This is a genomic window from Xenophilus azovorans DSM 13620, from assembly GCF_000745855.1.
In the GTDB taxonomy this organism is placed as follows: domain Bacteria; phylum Pseudomonadota; class Gammaproteobacteria; order Burkholderiales; family Burkholderiaceae_C; genus Xenophilus; species Xenophilus azovorans.
On the sequence record NZ_JQKD01000005.1, the window covers coordinates 73,043 to 95,844 of the forward strand.

A 22,802-nucleotide genomic window follows, 5' to 3' on the forward strand; every position below is an offset into this window, starting at 1 on the left:
CGCTGCTCCTTACTTGGGCGCGCCCTGCGGCGCCGGCGCGTCGACCACGCGCACCAGGTCGCCGTCGTTGAGGAAGCCGGCGCCCTGCACCACGATGCGGGCGTCGGCCGGCAGCTTCGAGGTGATCTCCACCCGGTCGCCGACGCGCCGGCCGGTCTCCACGCGGGTCTGCTGCACGCGGCCGTCGGGCTGCACCACCATCACGTTGTTGAAGCCGTCGCGCGGCACCACGGCGGCCTGCGGCACGGTCTGCGCGTTGCTTTTGCCCAGCTCGAAGTCGCCGCGCGCGAACATGCCGGCCTTGATGGCCCCCAGGCTTGGCGCTTCGCGTCCGGCGCCCCCCCCCGAGGGGGTGCTCGCGCCTTCGGGCGGCCGTGCGGCGCTCGCGCCCGTCTTCTGCAGCGCGCCCGGCAGGTCCACGTAGACCAGGGCGTTGCGCGTCTGCGGGTCCACCGTCGGCGCCACGGTGCGCACCGTGCCGCGCACCTGCTCGCCGCTGGCGGCGGTCACGACGGCCGGCGTGCCCGGCGCGATGCGCGACAGCTCGGCGGAGGTGACCTCGGCGCGCCACTCCAGCCGGCCCTGGCGCACCAGGCGGAACAGCTCCGTGCCCGCGTTCACCACGCTGCCCACGGTGGCGCCGCGGGCGGAGATCACGCCGTCGTCGGGCGCCAGCACCTGGGTGTTGCGGCTGCGCACCTGCTGCGCCGCCACCACGGCGCGCGCCGCCTGCACGCGGGCCTGGGCGGTCTGCGCCGTCGTCACGTACTGGTTGATCTGCTGCTGGCTCAGCGCGCCGGTCTTCTCCAGCGTGCGGGCCCGCTCGGCATTGGCGGCGGCGTCGGCCGCCTGCGCCTCGGCCTCGGCCAGGCTGGCCTGGGCCTGCGCCACGTCGGCGCGCACCGTGTCGCCGGTGAAGACGGCCAGCACCTGGCCCTTCTTCACCACGTCGCCCACGTTGACGCGCACCTCGGCCAGTTTCAGGCCGCTGGACTCGGAGCCGATGCTGGCCTCCTGCCAGGCGGCGATGTTGCCGTTGGCCGCGAGCGTCACGCTCAGCTCGGCCGGCTCCGGCGAGGCGACAGTGACGGCGAGCGCCGGGCGCGGCGCGGCCGGGTCCGGTGCCTTGGCCGCGTCGCGGCCGCCCGCGGGGGCGTCGCCCGAGGGCCTGGCGATCAGCCAGAAGGCCAGGGCCGCCGCCAGCACGAGGAGGGCGGCGATGAGAAGGTTGCGCTTGGAGCGTGTCATGGTGCGATGGATGGCGAAGTTCTCAGAAGGTGTGAATGAATCCGGCGTGCCCGAGCAGGCCGTCAAAACGTGCCCGATCAAGGCGCAAAGCGCAGCCATAGCTCGGGCTATGGCGAGCATTTGCAACGCGGAGCGGGTGCGTTTTGGCGGGATGAGCGGGCATGTCGGGTTCGTTCACGCCTTCTCAGGGCTTCGGGGCGAGGGCGCCGTCGCGGGCGGCCTGCGGCGCGTCGGGGCGCGCCCAGCCGCCGCCGAGGGCGCGGTAGAGCGACACCCAGGCCTGGGCGCGCTCGCGCTGCAGGCCGACGCGGGCGGTCTGCGCGGCGAAGAGGGTGCGGCGCGATTCCTCCAGCTCGAACTGGCTGGCCATGCCGCTGCGCCAGCGGGATTCGGTGGCGTCGAAGGAGGCCTGGTAGTCCTTCACCGCGCGCTCGGCGTCGGCGCTGCGCTCGTCGGTGGCCTGGAGGTTGGTTAGGGCCTCTTCCACTTCCTTGACGGCCTGGCGCACGCCGGCGCGGTACTGCGCGGCCGCCTCCTCGTAGCGGGCCTTGGCCGCCTCGGTGTTGGCGGCGCGCGTGCCGCCGTCGAAGATCGGCACCGTGAGCGCCACGGGGCCGATGCTCCAGGTGTCCAGCGTCTCGCGGAAGCCGCTCACGCGCAGCTGCATGCGGCCGATGGAGCCGGTGAGCGACAGGCGTGGATAGCGCTGCGCCTGCATCTGGCCCACCTCGGCGCTGGCGGCGGCCACGGCGAGTTCGGCGGCGTAGACGTCCGGCCGCTGGGCCAGCGTCTGCGCCGGCACGCTGCTCACGGGGTGCAGCGCGGGCAGGGCGAGGTCGACGGGGCGCTCGTCGAGCCGGCGCGCGAGGTCCTGCGCGTCCAGCCCGGTCAGCGCCACCAGGCCCTGGCGCAGCACCTGGCACTGGGCGCGTTGCTGCACCAGGCGGCCGCTCGCGTCGGCGGCGCCGGCACGGGCCAGCGCGGCGTCGGCCGGCGCGGTGAAGCCGGCGTCGGCCGAGAGCTGGGTGAGGCGGGCGCTTTCCTGGCGCGAGCGCGTGTCCGATTCCGCCACGGCGAGTTGGCGCGCGCAGGCGCGTTCGGCGAAATAGGCGTTCGCCGTCTCGGCGGCGACGGCCACGCGCGCGTCGTGCCACTTCGCCTCGCTGGCCGCCAGGCGCGAGGCGGCGGCGTCGCGGCCGGCGCGCAGGCCGCCGAAGAGGTCGATCTCCCAGCTCGACTGCAGGCCGGCCTGCAGGACGGTGACCGCCGGGATGGCGCCGGACGCGCCCAGGCCGGCGCTTCCCGTGTCGCCGGTGCCGGTGCCCGTGCCGCCGACGCCGGTGGTCGGCGAGGCGCTGCGGGTGGCGGACAGCGTGCCTTCCAGATTGGGCGCCAGCGCCGCGCCGGCTTGCACGCGGCTGGCGCGCGCCTCGGCGATGCGCGCGGCGGCGCTGGCCACGCTGGGGCTGGCCGCCTGGGCGGCATCGACCAGGTCGGCCAGCAGCGGGTCGCCGGCCTGGCGCCACCACTGGTCGAGCGAGGACAGCGAGCCGCCGTGCGCCAGCGCCTCGGCCGGCACCGGCGACTGCCAGCGTGCCGGCACCGGCGCCTCGACCTGGGCCGGCGGGCGGCCCAGCGCGCAGCCGGCCAGCGCCAGCGCGGCCAGGCACAGGCCGGCGCACCTGAAGGGAGGGGCAGGGGGAAGGAAGCGGTTCATGCGGTGGTGGTGCGGGCGCGGGTGCGCCGGATGCGTGTGGCCGCCGGCGGCGAGGACGCGGGGGCGCGCCGCTTCGCCTCGGCCTCGACGAGCGCGACGGCGTACTGCGCGAGCCGCTGCGCCCACAGGTCGATGTCCTGCGCGCGGCGCATCAGCGAGGGGCGCACGGCGAGCACGAAGTCGTTCGCCACGAACAGTTGCAGCGCCAGGCCGGTGATGGCCAGCGCCAGGCGGTGGATGTCGTCGTCGGGCTTCACGTCCAGGTGCCGGCACAGGATGCGCACCAGCGCGGCGTGCGGGCCCTTGATGTCGCGCTCGAACTCCTTGGCCCACTGGCTGGTGGGCTCGAGCATCTCGCGCATGTGCAGCCGCATGCACTGGCGCACGATCTCGCCGCGCTTGAGCGGCTCGACGTAGCTGGAGAGGAAGCGGCGCAGCGCCTCGCCGACCTCCAGCCCGGGCGCGTCGTACAGTGCGACCAGGTCGCCGGCGTTGCCGCCCATGGGCTCGCTGAAGCAGGCCGCGTACAGGCCCGCCTTGTCGCCGAAGTAGTAGCTGATGGCCGCGAGGTTGGCGCCGGCGGCCTGCGCGATCTCGCGCGTGGAGGTCTTGGCGAAGCCGCGCTCGGCGAACAGGCGCAGCGCGGCCAGCAGCAGGCGCTTGCGCGCCTCCAGGCCGTCGCTGCGCGCGCCGCGCGCCGCCGTGATCGGGGGGATGGGCATCGAGGGGCAGATTAGAGCACGAAGGTCAATCGTTTGATTGAACTCGGCCACGGCGCCTACAGGGGCATTGCCTGCCCGCCTGCATTGTGGGCGGACCCTGCCGGCGCATTGATGACGATGGCGTGGCGGATTGATGCCGGATGCGCAGGCTACGATCGTGCGCCATGGCCGCCGCATCCCCATCGCCCGCGCTGCCGCTGGACGCCGAGGGCATCCTCGCGCTGGCGGCGCGTTCCATGTTCCAGCTGTTCTCCAGCATCAGCCAGGGCATGTTCCTGATCGACCGCACGGGGCGCATCGTGTGGGTCAACGAGGGCTACCGCCGCTTCCTGCCCGACCTGGGCTTCGCCTCGGTCGACCAGTTCCTCGGCCACATGGTGGAGGACGTGATCCCCAACACGCAGATGCGCCGCGTGCTGGAGACCGGCGAACCGGTGCTGGTGGACCTGCTGACCAACAAGGCAGGCACCTTCGTCGTGAGCCGCCTGCCGCTGCGCGACGAGCGCCCCGACGGCACGCCGGGCGAGCTGATCGGCGCCATCGGCATCGTGCTGTTCGACCATCCGCAGACCACGCTGCAGCCGCTGATCAGCAAGTTCGCGCTGCTGCAGCGCGACCTGGACGAGGCGCGGCGCGAGCTGGCCAGCCAGCGCGCCCGCGCGGCGCGCGGCGGCGAGGCGCCGCGCCAGGCCAAATACAGCCTGGCCAGCTTCATCGGCAGCAGCCCGGCGGCGTCGGAGGTCAAGCGCCACGCGCGCCGCGCCGCGCAGTCCACCAGTCCGGTGCTGCTGCTGGGCGAGACGGGCACCGGCAAGGAACTGCTGGCGCACGCGATCCACGGCGCCTCGGCGCGCGCGGCCGGACCCTTCGTCAGCGTCAACATCGCGGCCGTGCCCGACACGCTGCTGGAGGCCGAGTTCTTCGGCTTCGCGCCCGGCGCCTTCACCGGCGCCGACCGGCGCGGGCGCGAGGGCAAGTTCAAGTTCGCCGACGGCGGCACGCTGTTCCTGGACGAAATCGGCGACATGCCGCCGACCGTGCAGGCCAAGCTGCTGCGCGCGCTGCAGGAGGGCGAGATCGAGCCGCTGGGCTCGAACAAGCTGGTGCCCTTCGACGCGCGGGTGATCGCCGCCACCTCGCGCGACCTGCCGGAGATGGTGCGCCAGGGGCGCTTCCGCGAAGACCTGTACTACCGCCTGAACGTGCTGCCCATCCGCGTGCCGCCGCTGCGCGAGCGGCGCGCCGACATCCCGGCGCTGGTGGAGGCGCTGGGCGAGGAGATGGCGCAGCGCACCGGCGACGCGCCGCCGGAGCTGCTGCCGGACGCGCTGGCGCTGCTGGCCGGGCAGCGCTGGCGCGGCAACATCCGCGAGCTGCGCAACGTGCTGGAGCAGGTAGCGATGCACAGCGACTCGCGGCGGGTGGATGCGGCGCAGCTCACGCGCATCCTGCGGCAGGCGGGGGCGGGCGAGGTCGCGCCGGCCGCGCCGCCGGAGCCGGGCGATCCGGCGCAGGACGAGGCGGCCCTGCTGCGCCCGCTGGCCGAGCAGGTCGCGGGGCTGGAGCGGCGGGCGATCCAGGCGGCGCTGGCGCACACCGGCGGCAACAAGCTCAAGGCGGCGCGGCTGTTGGGCATCTCTCGCGCCACGCTCTACGGGCGCCTGGAAAACCCTGAGTAAACATTGGACAAATGTCTGAATTTCAGTCAAATCAAACGACTGAAATTCAGTCAATTCAGGGGTGAGCGCGGAAGAATTTCCTTTTGTGACAGCAGGTTGGGTGGATGGCACGAACTGTGCAATATCCAGTCATCTGACAGAAGGAGACCTCCCATGCACCGTCGCCACCTCATCGCCTGCGCCGCACTTGCGGCCGTCGCCACCGCCCCTGCCTGGGCCCAGTCGGGTGAGATCCGCATCGCCCACGTTTACAGCAAGACCGGCCCGCTGGAAGCCTACGGCAAGCAGACGCAGGCCGGCCTGATGATGGGCCTGGAGTACGCCACCGGCGGCACCATGGCCGTCAACGGCAAGAAGCTGGTGGTGATCGAGAAGGACGACCAGGGCAAGCCCGACCTGGGCAAGTCGCTGCTGGCCGCCGCCTACTCCGACGACAAGGCCGCGCTGGCCGTCGGCCCCAGCTCCTCGGGCGTGGCCCTGGCGATGCTGCCGGTGGCCGAGGAGTACAAGAAGGTGCTGATCGTCGAGCCCGCCGTGGCCGACTCCATCACCGGCGACAAGTGGAACAAGTACATCTTCCGCACCGGCCGCAACTCCAGCCAGGACGCGATCAGCAACGCCGTCGCGCTGGACAAGCCCGGCACCGTGATCGCCACGCTGGCGCAGGACTACGCCTTCGGCCGCGACGGCGTGAAGGCCTTCAAGGACGCCGTCAAGAAGGCCAAGATCGTCCACGAGGAATACCTGCCGGCCAACACCACCGACTTCACCGCCGGCGCGCAGCGCCTGATCGACAAGCTCAAGGACCAGCCCGGCCGCAAGGTGATCTGGATCATCTGGGCCGGCGCGGGCAACCCCTTCAAGATCGCCGACCTGGACCTCAAGCGCTACAACATCGAGATCGCTACCGGCGGCAACATCCTGCCGGCCATGGCGAGCTACAAGCAGTTCCCGGGCATGGAGGGTGCGACCTACTACTACTTCGGCATCCCGAAGAACCCGGTGAACGACGCGCTGGTGTCGATGCACTACAAGGAATACAAGACGCCGCCGGACTTCTTCACGGCCGGCGGCTTCTCGGCGGCGATGGCGGTCGTGACGGCGCTGAAGAAAACGGGCGGCGACACGAACACCAACAAGCTCATCAGCACCATGGAAGGCATGAGCTTCGACACGCCCAAGGGCACGATGACCTTCCGCAAGGAAGACCACCAGGCCATGCAGAGCATGTACCACTTCAAGATCAAGAACGACCCGGCCTTCGCCTGGGGCGTGCCGGAGCTGGTGCACGAGATCAAGGCGTCCGAGATGGACATCCCCATCAAGAACAAGCGGTAATCGGGCTCACCCCCAGTCTCCGCGCTTCGCGCTCCGCCAACCCCCTTGCAGGGGGCACACCCTGCGGCCCGGCAAAGCCGGTTCCGCGGGTGTTCCCGCACAGGCATCGCCCGGCTCGCCGGCTGACTTCCATTTCATGCTCGAAACCCATCAGCTCACCATCCGCTTCGGCGGCCACGTCGCGGTGAACGCCGTGAGCTGCCGCTTCGCGCCGGGCACGCTCACGGCCATCGTGGGCCCGAACGGCGCGGGCAAGACCACGTACTTCAACCTGATCTCGGGGCAGCTCAAGGCCACGGCCGGCAAGGTGCTGCTGGATGGGCGCGACCTCTCGACGCTGCCCGCATCGGCCCGCACGCGTGCCGGCCTGGGCCGCGCCTTCCAGCTCACCAACCTGTTCCCCAACCTCACGGTGCTGGAGAACGTGCGCCTGGCCGTGCAGGCGGCGCATGCAGGCCCGCACCGCCGCGGCCTGAACCTGTGGAGCATCTGGAGCGACCACCGTGCGTTGACGGAGCGCGCCGACGCGCTGCTGGCCGACACCCATCTCAAGGCCCGCGAGCACGACGTCGTCGCCAGCCTGCCGCACGGCGACCAGCGCAAGCTGGAGGTGGCGCTGCTGATGGCCCTGGAGCCGCAGGTCTTCATGTTCGACGAGCCGACCGCCGGCATGAACGCCGCCGAGGCGCCGGTCATCCTCGACCTGATCCGCAGGCTCAAGCAGGACCCATCCAAGACCATCCTGCTGGTCGAGCACAAGATGGACGTGGTGCGCGAGCTGGCCGACCGCATCATCGTGCTGCACAACGGCACGCTGGTGGCCGACGGCGAGCCGGCCGAGGTGATCGCCTCGCCGGTGGTGCAGGAGGCCTACCTGGGCGTGGCGAAGGAGGCGGCATGAACCTGCTTGAACTCCAGGGCGTGCACACGCACATCGGCGCGTACCACATCCTCCACGGCGTCGACCTCGCCGTGCCCAAGGGCCGGCTCACCATGCTGCTCGGCCGCAACGGCGCCGGCAAGACGACCACGCTGCGGACCGTCATGGGCCTGTGGAAGGTGGCGCAGGGCCGCGTCGCCTTCGCCGGCAAGGAGATCGGCGGCCTGGCGACGCCGCAGATCGCCGACCTGGGCATCGCCTACGTGCCCGAGACCATGGGCATCTTCGCGGACCTGACCGTGAAGGAGAACATGCTGCTGGCCGCGCGCGCCGCCCGCCGCGCGCAGGACATGGACGAGGCGCGGCTGAAATGGATCTTCCGCCTCTTCCCCGCCGTGGAGAAGTTCTGGAACCACCCGGCCGGCAAGCTCTCCGGCGGGCAGAAGCAGATGCTGGCCGTCTCGCGCGCCATCGTCGAGCCGCGCCAACTGCTCATCATCGACGAGCCCAGCAAGGGCCTGGCGCCGGCCATCATCAACAACATGATCGACGCCTTCGCCGAGCTGAAGGCCAGCGGCGTCACGATCCTGCTGGTGGAGCAGAACATCCACTTCGCGCAGCGCCTGGGCGACACGGTGGCCGTGATGGACAACGGCCGCGTGGTGCACGCAGGCTCGATGGCCGACTTCTCGGCCGATGCGCAACTGCAGCAGCGCCTGCTGGGGCTGTCCCTATGAGTCTCAAGATGGATGTCGACTGGAAACCGCTGCTCTTGGTGCCCGCGCTGGCGCTGCTCGCGCTGCCGCTGGTGGGTTCGCCCAGCACCTGGCTCACGCTCACCGTCGCCGGGCTGGCGATGGGGATGATCGTGTTCATCATCGCCTCCGGCCTCACGCTGGTCTTCGGCCTGATGGACGTGCTGAACTTCGGCCACGGCGTGTTCATCGCGCTGGGCGCCTTCGTCGCCACCAGCGTGCTGGGCGCGATGGGGGACTGGACGCAGTCGCAGTCCATCCTCGCCAACCTGGCGGCGGTGCTGCCGGCGATGGTGGTGGCGATGCTGGTGGCCGGCGCCGTGGGCCTGGCCTTCGAGCGTTTCATCGTGCGGCCGGTGTACGGCCAGCACCTCAAGCAGATCCTCATCACGATGGGCGGCATGATCATCGGCGAGGAGCTGATCAAGGTGATCTGGGGCCCGGCGCAGATCCCGTTGCCGCTGCCCGAGGGGCTGCGCGGCTCGTGGCTGTGGGGCGATGCGGCGGTGGAGAAGTACCGCGTACTGGCCGTCGTCGTCGGCGCGCTCGTCTTCGGCCTGCTGGCCTGGACGCTGGCGCGCACCAAGATCGGCCTCTTGATCCGCGCCGGCGTGCAGGACCGCGAGATGGTCGAGTCGCTCGGCTACCGTATCCGCGTGCTGTTCGTCGGCATCTTCGTGGCCGGCAGCGCGCTGGCGGGCCTCGGCGGCGTGATGTGGGGGCTGTACCAGCAGAACGTCATCCCGCAGATGGGCGCGCAGGTCAACGTGCTGATCTTCATCGTCATCATCATCGGCGGGCTGGGCTCGACCACCGGCGCGCTGATCGGCGCACTGCTGGTGGGGCTGATGGCCAACTACACCGGCTTCGTCGCGCCGAAGGTGGCGCTCTTTTCCAACATCGCGCTGATGGTCGCCATCCTGCTGTGGCGGCCGCAGGGCGTGTACCCCGTGGCGGGGAGCCGCTGATGCTGCGCCGCCTGCTCTCCAACGACCTGCCGCGCAGCAAGGTGCTGGCGGTGCTGCTGATCGCCGTGCTGCTGGGCCTGGCCTTGGCGCCCTTCGTCTTCCCGGGCGTCAAGGCGCTCAACGTGGCGGCCAAGATCCTGGTGTTCATCGTGCTCGTGGCCAGCTTCGACCTGCTGCTGGGCTACACCGGTATCGTCAGCTTCGCGCACACCATGTTCTTCGGCATCGGCGCCTACGGCATCGCCATCGCCGCCACGCGCATGGGGGCGGGCTGGGACGCGGTCGCCGTCGGGCTGGCCTGCTCGCTCGCGGTGTCGCTGGTGCTGGCGCTGGCGATCGGCCTGTTCTCGCTGCGCGTGCGGGCGATCTTCTTCGCCATGATCACGCTGGCGGTGGCCTCGGCCTTCCAGACGCTGGCTTCGCAGCTGTCGGAGTTCACCGGCGGCGAGGACGGCCTGAGCTTCAGGCTGCCGGAGATCATCTCGCCCAGCTTCGAGTTCAGCGAGGAGCCCTTCCTCGGCGTCTCGCTGGACGGGCGCCTGCTGTGCTACTACCTGCTGTTCGTGGTGGCGGTGGTGCTGGTGCTGGCGCTGCTGCGCATCGTCAATTCGCCCTTCGGCCGCGTGCTGCAGGCCATCCGCGAGAACGAGTTCCGCGCCGAGGCGATCGGCTACCGCGTGGTGGTGTACCGCACGCTGTCGGCGGTGCTGTCGGCGTTGTTCGCCACGCTGGCCGGCGCGATGCTGGCCCTCTGGCTGCGCTACAACGGGCCGGACACCTCGCTCTCCTTCGAGATCATGATCGACGTGCTGCTGATCGTCGTCATCGGCGGCATGGGCACGGTCTACGGCGCGGCCATCGGCGCGGTGCTGTTCGTGGTGGCGCAGAGCTACCTGCAGGACCTGCTGCGGCTGGGCAATGAAGCCGTGTCGGGCCTGCCCTGGCTGGCGGCCCTGCTGTCGCCCGACCGCTGGCTGCTCTGGCTGGGCCTGCTGTTCGTGCTGTCGGTCTACTACTTCCCGACGGGCATCGTCGGAAAACTCAGGGCAAGGAGCAGCGCACGATGAGCACACCCGCATCCCGCTACGCCCCGCTGTGCGGGCGCGAGATCCACTGGGTGGAGTGGGGCGAGGAGGGCGCACCCGCCGTCATCGCCTGGCACGGCCTGGCGCGCACCGGCCGCGACATGGACGAGCTGGCGCAGCACCTCGCGCAGCGGGGCTTGCGCGTCATCTGCCCCGACACGCTCGGCCGCGGCCTGAGCCAGTGGAGCCCGGCGCCGGACGAGGAATACACGCTGGCCTTCTACGCCCGGCTGGCCAATGCGCTGTGCGACCACCTGGGCCTGGCGCGCGTGCACTGGATCGGCACCTCCATGGGCGGCGCCATCGGCACCGTGTGCGCCTCGGGCGGCCTCGCGCCGCGGATGAAGGCGCGCATCGCCAGCCTGGTGCTCAACGACAACGCGCCCGAACTCGCGGCTCCCGCGCTGGAACGCATCAAGGCCTACGCGGGCCAGCCGCCGGCCTTCGACACGGTGGCCGAGCTGGAGGTCTTCTTCCGCACCGTCTACCGGCCTTACGGCTGGCTGAGCGATGCCCAGTGGCGGCGCCTCACCGAAAGCTCCACGCGGCGCCTGCCCGACGGCCGGGTGACGCCGCACTACGACCCGGCGATGGTGCGCCAGTTCACCGCGCACGAGAACGACTACCTGATCTGGGAGCACTACGATGCGATCGAGGTGCCGGTGCTGCTGCTGCGCGGCGCCGAGTCCGACCTGGTGCTGCCCGAGGTGGTCGAGCGCATGCGCCACCGCGGCCCCGGCGCCGCCGGCCGGCTGCAGGTGATCGAGGTGCCCGGCTGCGGGCATGCGCCCGCGCTCAACGTGCCGGCGCACCTGGAGCCGGTCGAGGCCTTCATCCGCGCCGCGGACGCAGGCGGCGCGGCGCCGCAGGCGAGGGCGGCATGATGCAGGTCGCCGTGCTGCGCGCCGACGACGAACGGCCGCCGCGCGCGCCGCAGGCGGGCGACGGCGTGGCCGAGTGGTTCGAGCCGATGCTGGCCGGCCGGCTGGTGCAGGCCGGCCTGCCCACGCTGGCGGCGCTGGCCGGCCGCATCAACGAGGCCGGTTCGCGGTGGTGGTATCCGGTGCGCGGCCTCGGCGCCACCAAGGCCGCGCGCATCGGCGAGTGGCTGCAGGCGCGGCAGGGCGAGACGGGCCTGGCGGTGCGGCTGCCCGCACGGCCGGCACAGGCGCAGCGCCCGCACGCGGCGCGCGACCTGGCATGGCGGGCGCCGCGGCCGGCGGCGCATCCGTTCCCGCCGTCCTTCACCACTTGAAAGATCCCGCGGCAGCCACTCCCCGCAAGACCCCGGCGCGCGGCGCCGCTAGCCTCGGTCGTCGCAAGGAGAGAGCTTCATGGAGTTCCTGGACGCGCCGCCGCAGCCCCACTACTTCACGCCGGAGCACGAGCAGTTCCGCGCCGGCCTGCGCGCGTTCATCGCGCGCGAGATCACGCCCTTCGTCGACGAATGGGACGAGGCCGAGACCTTCCCGCGCGCGCTCTACGAACGCGCCGCCGAGCTCGGCGTGCAGGGTCTGGGCTACCCGGAGGCCTACGGCGGCACGCCGGCCGACCTGTTCCACCAGCTCATCGTGGCCGAGGAGTTCGCCCGCTGCGCCTGCGGCGGCGTGTCGGCCTCGCTCAACTCGCACAGCATCGCGCTGCCGCCGATCCTGAAGGCCGGCAGCGAGGCGATCCGGCAGCGCGTGATCCCGCCGGTGCTGGCCGGCCGCAGGATCGCCGCGCTGGCCGTGACCGAGCCCGGCGGCGGCTCCGACGTGGCGCACCTGCGCACCCGCGCCGTGCGCGACGGCGACCACTACGTCGTCGACGGCGAGAAGACCTTCATCACCTCGGGCATGCGCGCCGACTTCATCACCACCGCCGTGCGCACCGATCCCTCCGTGCCCGGCGCCGAGGGCATCTCGGTGCTGGTGATCGACGGCGACACGCCGGGCCTGACGCGCACGGCGCTCAGGAAGATGGGCTGGTGGTGCTCCGACACCGCGCACCTGCGCTTCGACGGCTGCCGCGTGCCGGTGGCCAACCTGGTGGGCGAGGAGAACCGCGGCTTCAGGGTCTTCATGGACAACTTCAACAGCGAGCGCCTGTTCATGGCGGCGCAGGCCTGCGGCCTGGCCGGCGTGTGCCTGCAGGAGGCGCTGGACTGGACGCGGCAGCGCCAGGTCTCCGGCAGCGCGCTCTCGCAGCGGCAGGTGGTGCGCCACAAGCTCATGGACATGACGGTGCGCATCGACGCGGCGCGCGCGCTGGTCTACGACCTGGCCTGGCGCATCCAGCACGCGCAGGCGCGGCCGGCGCAACTGGTGGCGCGCGTGTGCCTGGCCAAGGTGCAGGCGACGCAGGCGCTGCAGTTCTGCGCCGACCAGGCGGTGCAGCTGCTCGGCGGCATGGGCTTCATGCGCGGCACGAAGAGCGAGCGCATCTACCGCGAGGTCAAGGTGATGATGATCGGCGGCGGCTCGGAGGAGGTGCTGAAGGACCTCGCGGCGCGGCAGCTGGGCGTCTGAAGAATCATGGGCCGCGAGGACGTCATCGCCGACCTGCGCGCCGAGTGCGCGGAACTGGCCGCGCTGTGCGGTGGGCTCGTGCCGGCGCAGTGGCGCGTCGCCAGCGCCTTCTATGGCTGGAGCGCCTGGGACGAGATCGCCCACCTGTGCTACTTCGACGAGGCCGGCCTGCTCGCCGCGACCGACGCCGACGCCTTCGCGCGCGACACCCGGGCGCTGGCCGGCCGGCTCGCGCGCGGCGAGGAGATCAGCGCCATCGCCCGCGAGCGGTACGGCCACCTGGACGGCGCCGCGCTGCTGGCGCACTGGACGCCGCTCAGCGCGCGGCTGGCGGACGCGCTGGCCGCGCTCGATCCCAGGGCGCGGCTGCCGTGGTACGGGCCGGACATGAGCGCGCGCTCCTTCGCCACCGCGCGCCTGATGGAGACCTGGGCCCACGGGCAGGACGTGTGGGACGTGGCGGGCCGCGTCCGCCCGGCCACGCCGCGCCTGCGGCACATCGCGCACCTGGGCGTGACGACCTACCGCTGGACCTTCGTGAACCGCGGGCTGCCGGTGCCCGAGCCGGTGCCCCGGGTGGCGCTGGATGCGCCGGACGGCAGCACCTGGACCTGGGGCGACCTGGACGCACCGCAATGGGTGCGCGGCCCGGCGCAGGACTTCTGCCTGGTCGTCACCCAGCGCCGCCATGTGGCCGACACCGCGCTGGCGGCGAGCGAGGGCAGCGCCAGCCGGTGGCTGGCCATCGCGCAGTGCTTCGCAGGGCCGCCGGCCGACGGCCCGGCGCCGGGCGTGCGCAAGCCGGCGGCCTGATGACCGGCGAGCCGCTTACGCTGGCGCTGCAGGCGCCCATCGAGGCGGCGCTGGCACGGCTGCGCGCCGGGCGCGGCGAGCGCTGCCTGTCGGAGTGGTGCTTCTCGAACCTCTACCTGTTCCGCGAGGTCCACGCCTACCGCTACCTGCCGGGGCCGTGGCCCGCCATCGCCGGCCGCAGCTACGACGGGGCGCGCCACCTGATGCCGCTGTTCGAGCCCGCGCAGGCGCCGGCCGAAGTGCTGCACGCCTTGGTCGTAGCGCACGGCCACCTCTATCCCGTCGCGCGCGACCAGGCCGAGGCGCTGGCGGCGGGGCGCTTCACCGCCACCGAATCGCGCGACGACGCGGACTACCTCTACCGCGCCGCCGCCTTCGCCGACTATGCGGGCCGGCCGCTGGCTGCCAAGCGCAACCAGTTGCGCCGCTTCCTGGCCGTGCACCGGCCGCAGGCACTGCCCTATGCGCCGGCGCTGGAGGGCGCCGCGCGCGAGGTGCTGGCCGGCTGGATGGCGCACAAGGGCAGGGCGTGCGGCGAGGCCGACGAGGCCGCCTGCATCGAGGCCTTCGCGCAGGCCGGGGCCTTCGGGCTGGAGGGCTTCGTGCACTTCGACGGCGCGCGCCCCGTCGGCGTGGTGCTGGGGCAGATGCTGGCGCCGGGCGTCTGCGCCATCCGCTTCGCCAAGGGGCGGGACGGCCACCCCGGCCTGTACCCGCACATGTTCCGGCACTTCTGCCGGGCCTTCGAGCCGCAGTTCGGCCGGCCGCTGCACTGGCTCAACTTCGAGCAGGACATGGGCATCGCGGGCTTCCGGCGCAGCAAGATGTCCTACCGGCCGGCGGCGCTGCTGTCCAAGCTGCGCCTCGCGCCCGCGGGCTGAGCGGGCAGCCACTGGGCGCAAGACCCGGCGCCGGCCGTTTCCTAAGCTGGCGGCATGGCGACCCTCGAATCCACCCTCTCGCCCGGCAGCGCGTCCTTCCAGGCCAACCGCGAGGGCATGCTGGCGCTGCTCGGGCGCGTGCGCGCCTGCGAGCGCCGCGCGGTCGAGGCCTCGGAACGCTCGCGCGCGCGCTTCGAGCAGCGCGGCCAGCTGCTGCCGCGCGAGCGCCTGTCGCTGCTGCTCGACCCCGGCACACCCTTCCTGGAGATCGCCAGCCTGGCCGGCCTCGGCCTGGACAACCCCGACCTGGACAAGAGCGTGCCCGGCGGCGGCGTGATCGCCGGCATCGGCTGGGTGTCCGGCATGCGGGTGATGGTCACCGCCTCCGACTCGGGCATCGACGCCGGCGCGCTGCAGCCCATGGGGCTGCCCAAGCAGCTGCGCATCCAGGAACTGGCGCTGGAGAACCGGCTGCCCTTCGTGCAGCTGGTGGAGAGCGCCGGCGCCAACCTGATGACCTACCGGGTGGAGGAGTTCGTCACCGGCGGCAGCCTGTTCCGCAACCTGGCGCGCATGTCGGCCGCCGGCCTGCCGGTGGTGACGGTGACGCACGGCTCCTCCACCGCCGGCGGCGCCTACCAGACCGGCCTGTCCGACCACATCGTGATGGTGCGCGGGCGCTCGAGGGCCTTCCTGGCCGGCCCGCCGCTGCTGAAGGCCGCCACCGGCGAGATCGCCACCGAGGAGGAGCTGGGCGGCGCGGAGATGCACACCGGCATCTCCGGCCTGGGCGACTACCTGGCCGAGGACGACCGCGACGCGATCCGCCTGGCGCGCGAGATCCTGGCGCACATCGACTGGAACCGCGACCTGCCGCCGGCGCCGGCGCCGGCGCACCGCTTCCGGCCGCCGCGCCACGACGCCGAGGAACTGCTGGGCATCATGCCCACCGACCTCAAGCGCCCGGTGGACATGAAGCAGGTGATCGCGCGCATCGTCGACGACTCCGAGTTCCTCGAATTCGGCGAGCGCTACGGCAGCGCCACCGTCACCGGCTTCGCCAAGGTGGAGGGCCTGCCGCTGGGCGTGATCACCAACAACGGCCCGATCGACCCGGCCGGCGCGGCCAAGGCCACGCATTTCATCCAGGCCTGCTGCCAGGCGGGAACGCCGATTCTGTACCTGCAGAACACCACCGGCTACATGGTCGGGCGCGTGTACGAGGAGGCCGGCATCATCAAGCACGGCTCCAAGATGATCCAGGCCGTCACCAACGCCACGGTGCCGCAGATCACCATCCAGTGCGGCGCCTCCTTCGGCGCCGGCAACTACGGCATGTGCGGGCGCGGCTTCCAGCCGCGCTTCTGCTTCTCGTGGCCCAACGCGCGCACGGCGGTGATGGGCGGCGAGCAGGCCGCGCAGACCATGGTCAACGTGACCGAGGCGGCGATGCGGCGCAAGGGCGGCGAGGTCGACCGCGCCAAGCTCGCCGAGATGGAGCGCCGCATCGTCGAGCGCTTCGACAGCCAGATGAGCGTGTTCACCACCAGCGCGCGCCTGCTCGACGACGGCGTGATTGACCCGCGCGACACGCGCGCCGTGCTGGCGCAGGTGCTGTCCATCTGCCGCGACGCCGGGCTGCGCCGGCCGAAGCCCATGCAGTTCGGCGTGGCGCGTCCCTGATGTCCGTCAACGACCCCGCCGCCATCATGAACGCGTCGTCCCACGCCACGCCCTTCCACAAGATCCTCGTCGCCAACCGCGGCGAGATCGCGCTGCGCGTGATGCGCTCCGCACGCGCGCTCGGCCTGCGCACGGTGGCCGTGTACTCCACCGCCGACGCCGGCGCGCGCCACGTGCTGGAGGCCGACCAGGCCGTGTGCATCGGCGAGCCGCTGCCCGTGCACAGCTACCTGCGCATCGACGCCATCGTCGAGGCGGCGCGCCGCACCGGCGCCGACGCCGTGCATCCGGGCTACGGCTTCCTGGCCGAGAACGCGGCCTTCGCCCGCGCCTGCCGCGACGCCGGCCTGGTCTTCGTCGGCCCCTCGCCCGAGGCGATCGCGGCGATGGGCCACAAGGCCGGCGCCAAGGCGCTGATGCGGCGCGCCGGCGTGCCCTGCATCCCCGGCTACCAGGGCGAGGACCAGACCGAGGCGCGCCTGGCCGAGGAGGCCGCGCGCATCGGCTTCCCGGTGATGATCAAGGCCACTGCCGGCGGGGGCGGGCGCGGCATGCGGCTGGCGGCATCGGCGGCGGAATTCGCGGAACTGCTGCGCAGCGCGCGCTCCGAGGCGCAGAGCGCCTTCGGCGATGCCGGGGTGATCCTGGAGCGCGCCATCGCCGATCCGCGCCACATCGAGATCCAGGTCTTCGCCGACCGCCACGGCCACGCCATCCACCTGGGCGAGCGTGATTGCTCGGTGCAGCGGCGCCACCAGAAGCTGATCGAGGAGGCGCCCAGTCCCGCCGTCACGCCCGCGCTGCGCGAGCGCATGGGCGCCGCCGCCGTGGCGGCCGTCCAGGCCATCGGCTACGAGGGCGCCGGCACGCTGGAATTCCTGCTCGACGGCGAAGGCAGCTTCTACTTCATGGAGATGAACACGCGCCTGCAGGTCGAGCATCCGGTCACCGAGGCGGTGACCGGGCTGGACCTGGTGGCGCTGCAGCTTCGCGTGGCCGCGGGCGAGCCGCTACCGCTCGCGCAGGAGGACGTGCGCTTCTCGGGCCATGCGATCGAGGTGCGGCTGTGCGCCGAGGACCCGGCCCGGGGGTTCATGCCGCAAAGCGGCGCCGTCGCGCTGTGGCGGATGCCCGCGCCGCTGCTGCGCGTGGAGGACGCGCTGCGCCCCGGCGCGCAGGTGCCGCCCTTCTACGACTCGATGATCGCCAAGCTCGTCGCCCACGGCGCCACGCGCGACGAGGCGCGGCGCAAGCTGATGTGCGGGCTGGAGGACGCGGCGGCGCTGGGCGTGGCGACCAATCAGCGCTTCCTGCACCGCTGCCTGGCGCATCCCGTCTTCGCCGCCGGCGGCGCGACCACCGCCTTCGTCGGCCGGCACCTGGACGAACTGCTCGCCGAGGAGGCCGGCGCCCGCGAGCGCGCCGTGGCGCTGGGCGCTGTTCTGCTGCACGGCAGCGCCCGCAGCCCGCTCGCGCACCGGCTGCCGGTCTCGCAGCGCCTGGAGATCGACGGTCACACCTGGCGCGTGGACCTCGTGCCGGGCCGCGGCAGCCGCTTCGAGGCGAGGGTCGGCGGGCGCACGGTCGCCGTCGAGATCGCCGAGACCGGCGAGCACCACGCGCGCTTCACCTGCGACGGCGTGTTCGAGCACGCGGACTTCCACCGCGACGGCACGACGCTGCTGCTGCACTATCGCGGCCAGGCGCTGCGCATCGAGGACAGGACGCTCGCCCCCGCGCTGCGCCGGGGAGAGGAGGGCGGCGACGGCCGGCTGCGCGCCTCCACCAACGGGCGCGTGGTCGCGGTGCTGGCCGAGGTGGGCCAGCAGGTGCGCGCCGGCCAGCCCATCGTCACGCTGGAGGCGATGAAGATGGAGCATGTCCATGCGGCGCCGGTGGCCGGCCGGCTGGCGGCGCTGCACGTGCAGGTGGGCGAGCAGGTGGACGCGCGCCGCGTGGTGGCGGAGATCGAGGCGGCGGACGCCGCTGCTGCGCCGCCGGGTTGACGAAGGCCCTCAGCCGACTTCGCCGCGCGTCGGCCAGCCGGACAGGTGGCGCTCGGCGATGCCGGCCAGCGCGGTGATCCATGCGCTGGCGTCGTTGAGCGCCGGGATGTAGTGGAACGCCTTGCCGCCGCTGTCCAGGAAGGCGGCGCGGCCCTCCATCGCGATCTCCTCCAGCGTCTCCAGGCAGTCGGCCGGGAAGCCGGGGCACAGCACGTCCACGCGGCCGACGCCGCGGCGGCCCAGCTCGCGCAGCGTGGGCTCGGTGTAGGGCTGCAGCCAGGCGGCGCGGCCGAAGCGCGACTGGAAGGTCACGTTCCAGGCGTCCTCGCGCCACTGCAGGCGCTCGATCAGCTGCATGGCGGTGCGGCGGCACTGCGTCTCGTAGGGGTCGCCCAGCCGGATGTTGCGCTCGGGGATGCCGTGGAAGCTCAGCAGCAGCCGGTCGGGCCGGCCGTGGGCCTGCCAGTGGCTCTGCACGCTGGCGGCCAGCGCATCGATGTAGCCGGCGTCGTCGTGGTAGTCGTTGACGAAGCGCAGTTCGAGCTGCCGGCGCTGGCGCGCCTGCCAGGCGTTGATCTCGTCGACCACGCTGGCGGTGGTGGTGGCCGAGTACTGCGGATAGGCCTGCAGCACCAGCACGCGGTCGATGCCGCCGGCCTTGAGCGCGTCGAGCTGCGCGGCGATGGAGGGCGGGCCGTAGCGCATGGCCGGCTGCACCGCCACCCGGTGGCCGCGCTCGCCCAGCCAGCCCTGCAGCAGCGCGGCCTGCCTGTGCGTCCACACCGCGAGGGGCGAACCCTCGGCGCTCCAGATGCTGGCGTACTTGGCCGCCGAGGCCGCCGGCCGGCGGCGCAGGATCAGGCCGTGCAGCAGCGGCAGCCACACCGGGCGCGGGATCTCCACCACCCGCGGGTCGCCCAGGAACTGCGCCAGGTAGGGCCGCACGGCGGCGGCGGTGGGCGCCTGCGGCGACCCGAGGTTGCACCACAGGACGGCGGTGCGCGAGGCGGCCACCGGGGGGCTCTGGATCGAATCGGGCTCGGGACGGAAGCGGGGCATGCGATATTCTGGGCCATGACCCGCGCCGCCTCCGCGACCGAAGCACCCCCCCTGGACGTCAAGCGCATCGCGGCGATCACGCTGGACCTCGACGACACGCTCTGGCCGATCTGGCCCACCATTGAACGCGCGGAGCAGACCCTGCACGAATGGCTGGAGCGCCGCGCGCCGGCCACCGCGCAACTGCTGGCTGATCCGCAGGTCCACCGCGAGCTGCGCCAGGCCACGGCCAAGGAACTGTCGGACCTGGCGCACGACCTCAGCGCGCTGCGCCGCGAGTCCATCCGCGCCGCGCTGCGCCGTGCCGGCGAAGACCCGGCGCTGGCCGACCCGGCCTTCGACATCTTCTTCGCCGAGCGCCAGCGGGTGGAGCTGTACGACGACGTGCTGCCCGCGCTGCGCTGGCTGAGCGAGCGCTATCCCCTGGTGGCCGTGTCCAACGGCAACGCCGACCTGCAGCGCACCGGCATCGCGCGCTGGTTCCGCACCGGCTTCAGCGCCCGGAGCTTCGGCAGCGGCAAGCCGCATGCGCCCATCTTCCGCGCCGCTGCCGCCTCGGTCGGCCTGCTGCCGCGCGACGTGCTGCACGTGGGCGACGACGCTGAACTGGACGTGGCCGGCGCCCTCAACGCCGGCATGCAGGCGGCCTGGGTGGTGCGCGATGCACGCCCCTGGGCGGAGGGTGCGCGGCCGCAACTGGTGGTGCCCAACCTGCATGCGCTGTGCCTGGCGCTGGATCGCTGAGCAGGACGGTCCGGACACATTCGGGAACCAATCCGCCCGCCTTGAAACACACGGAACACGGCTTGCCGGGATCGACGGTGGGCCGGGTCGTCCGTGTTTCCACCCCTGTTCGAGAAAGGATCGTTCCGCATGTCCATCGCGCTCCGCCGCCTGCCCGCCCTGTTCGTGTTGCTTTGCGCCCTGTTGCTGGCCTGGCCGGCCGCCCACGCGCAGCAGATGGTGGCGGCGGCGCGCGACGGGGTGATGCTGCGCAGCGGTGCCAGCGAGCGGGCGAAGGCCAAGTGGTCGGTGGACCGCGGCTATCCGCTGCAGGTCGTCGGCCGCAGAGGCGCCTGGCTGCAGGTGCGCGACTTCGAGGGCGACCGCGCCTGGGTGCTGAGCTCGCGCACCAACCGCCGGGCGCACATGGTCTCCAAGGCCAGCGTGCTCAATGTCCGCGCCACGCCGGCCGCGCGGGGACGCATCGTCGCCAGGGCCGGCTATGGCGACGTGCTGCGCACGCTGGACCGGCGCGGCGACTGGGTCAAGGTGCGCACCGGCGCCGGCGTGGTCGGCTGGGTGGCGCGCAGGCTGGTGTGGGGGTTCTGACTCAGTCCAGCAGCGCCGCCGCCTCCAGTGCGCTGCGCACGGCGCCCTCGAGCGTGGCCGGGTAGGGGCCTTCGATGTGATCGCCGCAGGCCAGCAGGCCCGGGGCGACCCGGGCGCCCGGCCGCTGCAGCCCCGGCGTGCAGGCGAAGGTGGCGCGCTTCTCGACGATGGTCTGCACGGGCGCCAGGCCGGTCCAGCCCAGTTGCTCGCGCGCCTGTCCGATGACCTGCGCCTCCAGCGCGTCGCGCGCCTCGCCGCAGGCGCTGACCACGAAGGCCGCCAGCCCCTGGGGACCGCCGAGCCGGCCGCGGTCGAACACGAACTGCGCCGGGCCGCCGCGCAGGGCGAGCATCGGCAGGCCCGGCCACGAGGGCGCGCCGCGCAGGTAGACGGTGGCGATGCCTTCGTGCGCCAGCGCCTCGGCCGTGCGCGCCCAGGCCGCCGCATCGGCCACGCCGGTGGCATGCGCCAGGCGGGCGCTCTCCCAGGCCGGCGCGGCGAGCACGACGTGGTCGAAGTGCTCGCCGTCCACGCGCCAGCCCTCGCCGTCGGGCTGCAGCGCCTGCACGCGGTGGCCCAGGCGCATCGCGGCGCCGCGGGCCGACAGCCAGCGCATCGCGGCATCGGGCAGCAGGGTGCCCAGGTCGGTGCGCGGCAGCAGCAGGTCGGCGCCGCCGGGCTCGGAAAAGAGCGCATCCCGCAGCACGCGCAGGAAGACGGCGCCGCTGGCGCGCGCCACCGGCACGTTGAGCGCCGAGACGCACAGCGGCGCGATCAGCTCGTCGACGACGCGGGGCCGCAGGCCGGCGCACAGGCCGGCCACCGTCTGCTCCGGCGCGCAGGCGAAGCGGCGCGCCCGCCAATGCAGCGCGGTGCGCAGCAGCGAATACCGGTCCCGCCACGACCAGCCGCGCGCGCCGGCGATGCCGGCCAGCAGGTCCATCGGCGGCTTCATGCCGGCGGGAATCGCCAGCCCGCCGCCGTCGGGGAAGCGCAGCGCCAGCGGGGCGCGCAGCAGCGCCTGCTGCGGGTCCACGCCCACGGTGCGCATCAGTTCGAGCGTGGCGCGGTAGGCGCCGATCAGGATGTGCTGGCCGTTGTCGAGCGCCAGGCCGCCTTCGGCGTCCACGCGGCGCGCGCGGCCGCCCGGCGTGCGCGCCGCCTCGAACACGGTGACGGCGTGGCCGCCGTGCACGGCCCGCACCGCGCAGGCCAGCCCGGCCCAGCCGGCGCCGACGACGGCGACCGTGCGGCTCACATCCGCCCCAGCGCCTGGACCTTCCACGCCAGCCACAGCTTGCGCAGCGGGGTGAGGGCGATGCGCTGCTGCAGCACGGCGAAATCCTCGGCCTCGATCTCGCGCAGCAGCGTGCGGTAGATGCTGGCCATCATCAGGCCCGGCTTCTGGCTGCGTCGGTCGGCGTCGGGCAGCAGGGCCATGGCCTCGTCGTAGAAGGCATGGGCGCGCGCGGCCTGGAACTTCATCAGCGCGACGAAGCGGTCGGAGTACACGCGGCCCAGCAGTTCGTGCGCCTTGACGTCGAACTGCTGCAGCTCGTTGACGGGCAGGTAGATGCGCCCGCGGATGGCGTCCTCGCCGACGTCGCGGATGATGTTGGTCAGCTGCAGCGCCAGGCCGAGCTTGTGCGCGTAGCCGGTGGTGCGCGCATCGGTCTGCCCGAAGATGCGCGCCGACACCTCGCCCACCACGCCCGCCACCAGGTGGCAGTAGCGCGCCAGGCCGGCGAAGTCGAGGTAGCGCGTCTGCTGCAGGTCCATCTCGCAGCCGTCGATCACCTCCTGCAACTGCCGCTCCTCCAGGCCGAAGGCGGCGGCGTGCGGCATCAGCGCCTGCATCGCCGGATGACGCGGCTGGCCGGCGAAGGCGCTCGCCACCTCGGTGCGCCACCACGCCAGCTTGGTGGCGGCCACGCCGGGGTCGCGCACCTCGTCCACCACGTCGTCCACCTCGCGGCAGAAGGCGTAGAAGGCGGTGATTGCCGCGCGGCGCTCCGGCGGCAGGAAGAGGAAGGCGTAGTAGAAGCTGCTGCCCGAGGCGGCGGCCTTGTCCTGGACGTACTGCTCGGGGGTGGTCATCGGGGCAGGGCGGATCTCATGGGCGGCGA

General features: G+C 72.7%; 21 protein-coding genes. 15 read left to right on the forward strand and 6 right to left on the reverse strand.

Features of this window, described 5'->3' with window-relative positions; translation table 11 throughout:
* Positions 1–9 precede the first annotated feature (9 nt).
* From Q392_RS03220 to Q392_RS03230, 3 genes are all read right to left on the reverse strand, one after another.
* Positions 10–1,248, reverse strand: coding sequence for an efflux RND transporter periplasmic adaptor subunit (locus Q392_RS03220; protein ID WP_038201204.1), 1,239 nt, complete (start codon positions 1,246–1,248; stop codon positions 10–12).
* A 184-nt stretch (positions 1,249–1,432) separates the two neighbouring features.
* Positions 1,433–2,965, reverse strand: coding sequence for an efflux transporter outer membrane subunit (locus Q392_RS03225; protein WP_051952834.1), 1,533 nt, complete (start codon positions 2,963–2,965; stop codon positions 1,433–1,435).
* Positions 2,962–3,687 carry a CerR family C-terminal domain-containing protein gene (locus Q392_RS03230; RefSeq protein ID WP_038201206.1) on the reverse strand — a complete coding sequence of 242 codons (726 nt, stop codon included), beginning with the start codon at positions 3,685–3,687 and terminating at the stop codon, positions 2,962–2,964. Before Q392_RS03230 ends, Q392_RS03225 begins: the two co-directional genes overlap by 4 nt.
* Positions 3,688–3,851: 164 nt before the next feature.
* Between Q392_RS03230 and Q392_RS03235 the strand changes: the two genes are divergently transcribed.
* The 13 genes from Q392_RS03235 (at position 3,852) to Q392_RS03295 (ending at position 18,285) form a co-directional block, all read left to right on the forward strand.
* Positions 3,852–5,366, forward strand: coding sequence for a sigma-54 interaction domain-containing protein (locus Q392_RS03235; protein ID WP_038201208.1), 1,515 nt, complete (start codon positions 3,852–3,854; stop codon positions 5,364–5,366).
* 153 nt (positions 5,367–5,519) lie between these two features.
* Complete coding sequence (locus Q392_RS03240; protein WP_038201210.1) at positions 5,520–6,704, forward strand: substrate-binding domain-containing protein; 1,185 nt, start codon at positions 5,520–5,522, stop codon at positions 6,702–6,704.
* Between the two features lie 136 nt (positions 6,705–6,840).
* Positions 6,841–7,605: an ABC transporter ATP-binding protein gene (locus Q392_RS03245; protein WP_038201212.1), complete on the forward strand. Its 765-nt coding sequence runs from the start codon at positions 6,841–6,843 to the stop codon at positions 7,603–7,605.
* The gene (locus Q392_RS03250; RefSeq protein ID WP_038201215.1) at positions 7,602–8,321 is read left to right on the forward strand and encodes an ABC transporter ATP-binding protein; all 720 of its coding nucleotides are present in this window, start codon (positions 7,602–7,604) and stop codon (positions 8,319–8,321) included. Before Q392_RS03245 ends, Q392_RS03250 begins: the two co-directional genes overlap by 4 nt.
* On the forward strand, positions 8,318–9,307 hold the full coding sequence (locus Q392_RS03255) for a branched-chain amino acid ABC transporter permease (protein WP_038201219.1): 990 nt from the start codon (positions 8,318–8,320) through the stop codon (positions 9,305–9,307). Before Q392_RS03250 ends, Q392_RS03255 begins: the two co-directional genes overlap by 4 nt.
* Positions 9,307–10,374 carry a branched-chain amino acid ABC transporter permease gene (locus tag Q392_RS03260; protein ID WP_038201222.1) on the forward strand — a complete coding sequence of 356 codons (1,068 nt, stop codon included), beginning with the start codon at positions 9,307–9,309 and terminating at the stop codon, positions 10,372–10,374. Before Q392_RS03255 ends, Q392_RS03260 begins: the two co-directional genes overlap by 1 nt.
* Positions 10,371–11,276 (forward strand): alpha/beta fold hydrolase, encoded by a 906-nt coding sequence (locus Q392_RS03265; RefSeq protein ID WP_038201225.1) that lies wholly within the window; start codon positions 10,371–10,373, stop codon positions 11,274–11,276. The genes Q392_RS03260 and Q392_RS03265 overlap by 4 nt, the downstream gene beginning before the upstream one ends.
* The gene (locus Q392_RS03270) at positions 11,273–11,647 is read left to right on the forward strand and encodes a phage integrase family protein (protein WP_245610628.1); all 375 of its coding nucleotides are present in this window, start codon (positions 11,273–11,275) and stop codon (positions 11,645–11,647) included. Before Q392_RS03265 ends, Q392_RS03270 begins: the two co-directional genes overlap by 4 nt.
* Before the next feature lie 79 nt (positions 11,648–11,726).
* Entirely contained in the window at positions 11,727–12,902 is a 1,176-nt protein-coding gene (locus tag Q392_RS03275; protein ID WP_038201228.1) for an acyl-CoA dehydrogenase family protein, read from the forward strand.
* Between the two features lie 6 nt (positions 12,903–12,908).
* The gene (locus Q392_RS03280) at positions 12,909–13,715 is read left to right on the forward strand and encodes a TIGR03084 family metal-binding protein (RefSeq protein ID WP_038201231.1); all 807 of its coding nucleotides are present in this window, start codon (positions 12,909–12,911) and stop codon (positions 13,713–13,715) included.
* Positions 13,715–14,596, forward strand: a complete 882-nt coding sequence (locus Q392_RS03285; protein ID WP_038201234.1) for a phosphatidylglycerol lysyltransferase domain-containing protein — start codon at positions 13,715–13,717, stop codon at positions 14,594–14,596. The genes Q392_RS03280 and Q392_RS03285 overlap by 1 nt, the downstream gene beginning before the upstream one ends.
* A 54-nt stretch (positions 14,597–14,650) precedes the next feature.
* Complete coding sequence (locus tag Q392_RS03290) at positions 14,651–16,279, forward strand: acyl-CoA carboxylase subunit beta (RefSeq protein ID WP_038201237.1); 1,629 nt, start codon at positions 14,651–14,653, stop codon at positions 16,277–16,279.
* The gene (locus tag Q392_RS03295; protein WP_281173385.1) at positions 16,279–18,285 is read left to right on the forward strand and encodes an acetyl/propionyl/methylcrotonyl-CoA carboxylase subunit alpha; all 2,007 of its coding nucleotides are present in this window, start codon (positions 16,279–16,281) and stop codon (positions 18,283–18,285) included. Before Q392_RS03290 ends, Q392_RS03295 begins: the two co-directional genes overlap by 1 nt.
* 9 nt (positions 18,286–18,294) lie before the next feature.
* Here the strand turns inward: Q392_RS03295 and hemH are convergent, their stop codons facing one another.
* Positions 18,295–19,344, reverse strand: coding sequence for a ferrochelatase (gene hemH / locus Q392_RS03300; protein WP_038201239.1), 1,050 nt, complete (start codon positions 19,342–19,344; stop codon positions 18,295–18,297).
* Between the two features lie 15 nt (positions 19,345–19,359).
* On the opposite strand from hemH, the gene Q392_RS03305 reads away from it, so the two are divergent.
* Entirely contained in the window at positions 19,360–20,088 is a 729-nt protein-coding gene (locus tag Q392_RS03305) for an HAD family hydrolase (RefSeq protein ID WP_038201242.1), read from the forward strand.
* A gap of 129 nt (positions 20,089–20,217) precedes the next feature.
* Positions 20,218–20,676, forward strand: a complete 459-nt coding sequence (locus Q392_RS03310; RefSeq protein WP_038201245.1) for an SH3 domain-containing protein — start codon at positions 20,218–20,220, stop codon at positions 20,674–20,676.
* 1 nt (position 20,677) lies between these two features.
* Here the strand turns inward: Q392_RS03310 and hpnE are convergent, their stop codons facing one another.
* Positions 20,678–21,934 (reverse strand): hydroxysqualene dehydroxylase HpnE, encoded by a 1,257-nt coding sequence (hpnE, locus tag Q392_RS03315; RefSeq protein WP_038201248.1) that lies wholly within the window; start codon positions 21,932–21,934, stop codon positions 20,678–20,680.
* Positions 21,931–22,773 (reverse strand): presqualene diphosphate synthase HpnD, encoded by an 843-nt coding sequence (gene hpnD, locus Q392_RS03320; protein WP_038201251.1) that lies wholly within the window; start codon positions 22,771–22,773, stop codon positions 21,931–21,933. Before hpnD ends, hpnE begins: the two co-directional genes overlap by 4 nt.
* Positions 22,774–22,802: the final 29 nt, after the last annotated feature.

Bases quoted from the DNA above. Each gene is read 5' to 3' on its own strand.
- hemH (WP_038201239.1), bottom strand. From the start codon at position 19,344: ATGCCCCGCTTCCGTCCCGAGCCCGATTCGATCCAGAGCCCCCCGGTG.
- Q392_RS03235 (WP_038201208.1), top strand. From the start codon at position 3,852: ATGGCCGCCGCATCCCCATCGCCCGCGCTGCCGCTGGACGCCGAGGGC.
- Q392_RS03270 (WP_245610628.1), top strand. From the start codon at position 11,273: ATGATGCAGGTCGCCGTGCTGCGCGCCGACGACGAACGGCCGCCGCGC.
- hpnD (WP_038201251.1), bottom strand. From the start codon at position 22,773: ATGACCACCCCCGAGCAGTACGTCCAGGACAAGGCCGCCGCCTCGGGC.
- Q392_RS03240 (WP_038201210.1), top strand. From the start codon at position 5,520: ATGCACCGTCGCCACCTCATCGCCTGCGCCGCACTTGCGGCCGTCGCC.
- Q392_RS03290 (WP_038201237.1), top strand. From the start codon at position 14,651: ATGGCGACCCTCGAATCCACCCTCTCGCCCGGCAGCGCGTCCTTCCAG.
- Q392_RS03260 (WP_038201222.1), top strand. From the start codon at position 9,307: ATGCTGCGCCGCCTGCTCTCCAACGACCTGCCGCGCAGCAAGGTGCTG.
- Q392_RS03255 (WP_038201219.1), top strand. From the start codon at position 8,318: ATGAGTCTCAAGATGGATGTCGACTGGAAACCGCTGCTCTTGGTGCCC.
- Q392_RS03245 (WP_038201212.1), top strand. From the start codon at position 6,841: ATGCTCGAAACCCATCAGCTCACCATCCGCTTCGGCGGCCACGTCGCG.
- Q392_RS03230 (WP_038201206.1), bottom strand. From the start codon at position 3,687: ATGCCCATCCCCCCGATCACGGCGGCGCGCGGCGCGCGCAGCGACGGC.
- Q392_RS03265 (WP_038201225.1), top strand. From the start codon at position 10,371: ATGAGCACACCCGCATCCCGCTACGCCCCGCTGTGCGGGCGCGAGATC.
- Q392_RS03225 (WP_051952834.1), bottom strand. From the start codon at position 2,965: ATGAACCGCTTCCTTCCCCCTGCCCCTCCCTTCAGGTGCGCCGGCCTG.
- Q392_RS03280 (WP_038201231.1), top strand. From the start codon at position 12,909: ATGGGCCGCGAGGACGTCATCGCCGACCTGCGCGCCGAGTGCGCGGAA.
- Q392_RS03310 (WP_038201245.1), top strand. From the start codon at position 20,218: ATGTCCATCGCGCTCCGCCGCCTGCCCGCCCTGTTCGTGTTGCTTTGC.
- Q392_RS03305 (WP_038201242.1), top strand. From the start codon at position 19,360: ATGACCCGCGCCGCCTCCGCGACCGAAGCACCCCCCCTGGACGTCAAG.
- Q392_RS03275 (WP_038201228.1), top strand. From the start codon at position 11,727: ATGGAGTTCCTGGACGCGCCGCCGCAGCCCCACTACTTCACGCCGGAG.
- Q392_RS03250 (WP_038201215.1), top strand. From the start codon at position 7,602: ATGAACCTGCTTGAACTCCAGGGCGTGCACACGCACATCGGCGCGTAC.
- Q392_RS03285 (WP_038201234.1), top strand. From the start codon at position 13,715: ATGACCGGCGAGCCGCTTACGCTGGCGCTGCAGGCGCCCATCGAGGCG.
- Q392_RS03295 (WP_281173385.1), top strand. From the start codon at position 16,279: ATGTCCGTCAACGACCCCGCCGCCATCATGAACGCGTCGTCCCACGCC.
- Q392_RS03220 (WP_038201204.1), bottom strand. From the start codon at position 1,248: ATGACACGCTCCAAGCGCAACCTTCTCATCGCCGCCCTCCTCGTGCTG.